This is a genomic window from Ruegeria sp. AF2 (assembly GCF_056542025.1).
The window spans coordinates 1-537 of the sequence record NZ_JBQFZC010000022.1 but is presented as its reverse complement, the minus strand read 5'-3'; the positions used below and the strand labels follow the sequence as shown (position 1 = coordinate 537).

At 59.2% G+C, this 537-nt stretch carries 1 protein-coding gene; it reads right to left on the bottom strand.

Features of this window, described 5'->3' with window-relative positions; genetic code table 11:
* Nucleotides 1-537 (bottom strand): PA14 domain-containing protein (locus ACR0NM_RS20830; RefSeq protein ID WP_480504183.1); only part of this gene is annotated, 537 nt, incomplete at both ends.

Sequence of the window (537 nt, the reverse complement as noted above, 5' to 3'; positions counted from 1 at the left end):
CATCCTGATCACCTGGTGTCGGATCAACAGGTGTCGGATCAACAGGATCATCCTCAACGGGATCTTCGTTCACCGGCGTCTCATCGACAGGCGTCTCGTCAACGGGTGTCTCATCGACAGGGGGCGGGGTTCCGTCGCCAGGGCTTGCCACATGATCCCCGGTCAGCAGGACGCGGTTACCACCAGTATCGGGGCCAGCCCACTCGAGCATCAGGGTCGCATCGCCATAGGCCTCGAAGTAGAGCGCCTCAAGGCTATGGGTGCCCGCCGACAGCTCGATCGTGGCGGTCTGTAGCTCAGTCGCATGCAGCCCGTCGTTGTCGATCAGGTCCTGACCATTGAGCCGCAGGCTGGAACCGTCATCCGATAGCAAATAGAACGTGTAACTTCCCGCCTGCTCAATATGCAAATCGGTCGTGGCACGCACGGCAAAGACGTCCTCACGGCCGCCCTCCCAGATCTGAGTGCTCCCATCGTAGTTCAGTGCATTGGTGAGCGTCGTTTCATCCGCTGCAGCAGAAAAATCAATCTGCGACA